At 36.5% G+C, this 4,555-nt stretch carries 5 protein-coding genes and 1 pseudogene; 4 read left to right on the forward strand and 2 right to left on the reverse strand.

Annotated features, from left to right (window positions below; genetic code table 11):
- Positions 1-427: 427 nt before the first annotated feature.
- The 3 genes from proA (at position 428) to H1P_RS36805 (ending at position 2,501) form a co-directional block, all read left to right on the forward strand.
- Positions 428-1,738, forward strand: coding sequence for a glutamate-5-semialdehyde dehydrogenase (proA, locus tag H1P_RS31210; RefSeq protein WP_144875071.1), 1,311 nt, complete (start codon positions 428-430; stop codon positions 1,736-1,738).
- A 60-nt stretch (positions 1,739-1,798) separates the two neighbouring features.
- A complete protein-coding gene (folB, locus tag H1P_RS31215; RefSeq protein WP_144875073.1) occupies positions 1,799-2,158 on the forward strand; it encodes a dihydroneopterin aldolase in 360 nt (119 codons plus the stop codon).
- A 175-nt stretch (positions 2,159-2,333) separates the two neighbouring features.
- Entirely contained in the window at positions 2,334-2,501 is a 168-nt protein-coding gene (locus H1P_RS36805) for a hypothetical protein (RefSeq protein ID WP_186376253.1), read from the forward strand.
- Positions 2,502-2,640: 139 nt separating this feature from the next.
- Here H1P_RS36805 and H1P_RS31220 read toward each other — a convergent pair whose 3' ends face one another.
- Positions 2,641-3,435: a sensor histidine kinase gene (locus H1P_RS31220; RefSeq protein WP_144875075.1), complete on the reverse strand. Its 795-nt coding sequence runs from the start codon at positions 3,433-3,435 to the stop codon at positions 2,641-2,643.
- A 327-nt stretch (positions 3,436-3,762) separates the two neighbouring features.
- The gene (locus tag H1P_RS31225; RefSeq protein ID WP_144875077.1) at positions 3,763-4,356 is read right to left on the reverse strand and encodes an L-threonylcarbamoyladenylate synthase; all 594 of its coding nucleotides are present in this window, start codon (positions 4,354-4,356) and stop codon (positions 3,763-3,765) included.
- Between the two features lie 22 nt (positions 4,357-4,378).
- Between H1P_RS31225 and H1P_RS39625 the strand changes: the two are divergent.
- Positions 4,379-4,519, forward strand: a pseudogene (locus tag H1P_RS39625) (HindVP family restriction endonuclease); the annotation flags it as partial.
- Positions 4,520-4,555: the final 36 nt, after the last annotated feature.

The raw sequence follows: 4,555 nt of genomic DNA on the forward strand, positions 1-4,555 counted from the left end.
AAAATGGCGAGGCGCATACTCCAACTTCGGGCTTTATCTAACTCCTGACTCCTGACTCTATCCTCCTGACTTCAGCCCGAAGGGCGTGGTAACTTTTTCTTTTGTGATAATGATAGATAACCCTTTGCTGGCATTCCTTATTTTTATCTGATATTACTATCTTAATTTTATGTTATTTGGATGCGTTTAAGCTTATTAGAAAAACTTAAATTTTAAAATGGCTGTAATCCTCTCTCTGTAAGGATCGATATCGGAAAGTGACAGAAGAGGGATATACCACGTCTCTACAGGGCTTAATGGTTTTACCGATAAGTAGTATATGTATCTTAAGTTTAACTAGATACACAGAAGCTTATTATTTACTCGCAAAACCTTAATTCGCTACGCTACAATAGTTGCTTCTATTATTCCTGATGTGATAAATCTTATGGTTGCTTCTCAGATAGAGTCTTTGTCTTTAACTCAAGTAGCTCAACAAACCCGTCGAGCAGCAAGTCAATTAGCTGTCTTGTCTACGGAAGATCGCAATCAAGCTTTAAATGCGATCGCAGATGCTTTAACCCAAGCAACACCAGAAATACTGGAAGCCAATCAAAAAGATTTAGATGCAGCAGAACAAGATGGTATTTCCCCTGCTTTGTATGCCAGATTGAAACTGGGAGAGAGTAAGCTGCAAAGTGCTATTACAGGAGTTAAAGATGTGGCAAAATTAGCCGATCCTGTGGGTACAGTGCAAATCAATCGAGAATTAGACCAAGGATTGATTTTACAGCGTGTTACTTGTCCTTTAGGGGTGCTAGGCATTATCTTTGAAGCTAGACCAGAAGCTTTAATTCAAATTACCAGTTTGGCAATTAAGTCTGGTAACGGAGTAATTCTCAAAGGTGGTAAAGAAGCAATTAACTCTTGTCAGGCTTTAGTCAAAGTGATTCATCAGGCTTTAAGCAACACCAAAGTGAATCCTGATGCAGTGCAACTATTAACTACCAGAGAAGAAATTAAACAGCTTTTAGCTTTAGATCGATATGTAGATTTGATTATTCCCAGAGGCTCTAACTCCTTTGTGCGTTACGTGCAGGATAATACTCGTATTCCAGTTTTGGGTCATGCTGATGGGATCTGTCACTTGTATATAGATAAGTCTGCTAATCAAACTCAAGCAGTGGAAATTACCGTAGATGCCAAGACTCATTATCCCGCAGCCTGTAACGCTATTGAAACCCTGCTAGTCCATCAAGACATTGCAGCAACTGCTTTACCTTCTATTGCAAAAGCTCTAATTGCCGAAGGAGTAGAGTTACGAGGAGACACTGCAACCAGAGAAATAATTGAAGCGCAACCTGCTACCGAAGAAGATTGGAATACTGAGTATAGCGATTTAATTTTAGCCATTAAAATAGTTGATTCCGTGGAAAATGCGATCGCTCATATCAATACCTATGGCTCAAAACATACTGATGCGATTGTTACTCAAGATAATACAGTAGCAAAAATGTTTCAAAACCAAGTAGATGCAGCAGGAGTTTATCATAATTGTTCTACTCGCTTTGCCGATGGTTTTCGCTATGGTTTTGGTGCAGAAGTTGGCATTAGTACTCAACAAATGCCTCCCCGTGGTCCAGTAGGTTTAGAAGGCTTAGTTACCTATAAGTATAAAGTGACAGGTGATGGTCATATCGCAGCCACTTATACGGGAAGCAATCCTAAAGCATTTACTCACAGAAACTTAAATCAGTAACAAGTTATTTTAATTAGTAGTCGTTACTTCCTCATTCCTCATTCCTCATTCCTGAAATCTATGGATTCCATCAAAATTACAGGTATTCGCAGTTACGGCTACACTGGTTATTTACCCGAAGAACAAGTTTTAGGACAGTGGTTTGAAGTCGATTTGACTCTATGGTTAGATTTAGCTGTTGCTGCGGGAAGCGATAATCTGGAAGACACTTTCGATTATCGAGAAGCAATTTTTCTGGTTAAAGAAATCATCAAAACTTCTAAATTTGCTTTAGTGGAAAAATTAGTTGAGGTGATTGCCGATAAAATTTTGAGTTTGAATAAAGTGACTCAGGTTAGAGTACAGTTGTCGAAGCCTGGTGCGCCAATTCCTGATTTTAGTGGCAAAATAACTTTGGATATTACCAGAAAAGTCCAATAGCGATACAGAATAAAGTAACAGTTGACAATTCGAGTAAACACTTAAATTTCGTTTCTTTGGTTTTTAATTTTGGGCAATTACAACCAAGAGGATTACTGGTTCGATCTGCCAAATTAGTATAGAGAACAATCTTTCTGCTAAATATAGCTGCTTTGAAACTTTAGGAAATACAAATATGAATATTAGATTAATCGCCCAACCCATATGGAGCTACCTTAATCAACAGCTTTGCGATCGCACTTCGGTATGGAGTGTCAGACGTTTTTGGTATTTATACAAGGTTGAACTACTTAGAAAATGTTGGCAACAAGAATTTTCTCAAGAAAGCCGTCCTTACCATTAAAATTTGCTTTATATGATTAGCTATAGAAGAATTCATTGCTCATTAATTATTTTTCAATATAGTGTATTCTGAGTAATGGATTCTGTATCTTTAATAACTTTTTTTTGAAATACTACTCTTTTTTACAACAAGAATATTTTTAAGATTCTGGTTTTTTACAGGTTAAAATTATTTGTGTTGTATTTTGATTTTGATTTTCAACAGATGTGTCTAATAACTGTAAGCTGCCACGCATTGTTTCTAATAATGTACGAGATAATAGCAGCCTCATTTTTGGTGATAAGTTAATGTTTTGGACTAACTCGCGAGCCTGTTCTAAGTCATTAGGAATAACCTTATTTTCAATATCAGACTCTTGTTGCCACAGTTGAGCAGAACAGTCAAAGCTAATTTTAATTGTAACTTTGTCTGTGTTTTCCACCGAAATTGCTGCTAAATTAATGTTGCCTTCCTTCATGATGGCTATGCCACTATCGATCAAATTAGTAATCGATTGAATTAGGCGAACGCGGTCTGCATATACGTAGATATAATAGTCTGGAGGAATAATTTTTAGCCTTAGATTACGATTGGCAGCCTGAAGATGGGTAAGATTATAAATCTCTGGAAAAATACTCGCTAACTGAAGAGATTCCATATTCAATTTATTAGTGCCGTATTCGGTTTTAGAAACTGCTACAATCTCATCAATTAAATTCATCAATTTCATCGCCGAATTATAAGCCTGGGCAATAAACTCTTTTTGCTCTTCAGGACTTTCACAAAGATCGGACAAAATTAACTGGTGAAGCCCAATCAAGCTACTCAAAGGCGATCTTAACTCATGAGATGTTCGAGCTAAAAAATCTGCCTTAAATTGGCTCATTTGAACAGCCATTTGATAAGCAAGCTGCGTTTGTTTTAATTCTTCTTTTAAAGTCTCAATCTCATTCATATTTACTTTGACCCTGATTGTAGCATCATAGCTTTGATTTTTAACTATGCATTAATTAACGCTCACTTCATACACTCTCAAAATGAATTCAAGCGATCGAATGACTAAAATTTACGAGAAATCAATATTTTACAGTAGTTTAACAAAAGATAATCTAGAGCATCACATAAAAATTATAAGGTGATGCACAATTTAAGAATAATTTCTAATTGTAAGATTTAAAATTACAAGCTTATGGATTCAATAATTAAGAGTTATAAACTTATAAAACAGCAAAGATGCTCAAGTTTCTTAAACTACAAGCTAAATACTAATATTTAATAACTTTTACTTTTCAAGAGCAAAATTAACACTACCTTGGCGTAATATTTGCCAATTAAGTCCTGTCCACTGGACTACTGTAGAAGGTAAACCACTTCCTTGAGGTTTGTTTGGTGTTTGGTCTTCAAGTATAGTTATCTGGGGAAAAACTCGATTAATCGCCTCTGTTGTCACCAAAGAAGACTGACCAGAAAGATTCGCACTGGTAGTAGCTAAGACTCCTGTTTGGCTTAATATCTCTTGAGCAGTTTGATGATTGGGTACTCTAATGCCAATGGTTCGGGAATTAGTGGGATTCATCGCAGCAGGGACAAGAGCCGAAGCGGGTAAAACCAATGTCAATGCACCAGGAAAATAACGATTTGCGATCGCTTTCCAACGTTCTCGCTCTTCAGTTGTTCCCTCAATGTATGGTAACAAATCTTCTAAAGACGCTCCCATCAAAATTAAGGGTTTGCTTTCGGGACGTTGCTTGACTTGATATAAAACTGCTGCACGATCTGGTTTGATCGCTAAGGCTGGTACGGTATCTGTAGGAAAACTAACCACACAATTAGCGATCGCTTTTTCGATCAATTCTGCTTGGGAAACTAACACCATTAAACACTTAAATTCGATAATAATGACCAAAATAAAACCCAGTCTTTTTGGGCTAAAAAATACAAACAGAGACTTCAGTCTAAAAGAAGCTTGGGGCAAAAATCAATTCAATTCATCATTTCCTACTTCATTATGCTGTTACCTAGTTGCCAAGAAAATTAAAGCTAATTAGGGTTTGCTGAAAAAGTAAGCGAAAAAA

The sequence above is a fragment of the Hyella patelloides LEGE 07179 genome (assembly GCF_900659865.1).
Taxonomy (GTDB): domain Bacteria; phylum Cyanobacteriota; class Cyanobacteriia; order Cyanobacteriales; family Xenococcaceae; genus Hyella; species Hyella patelloides.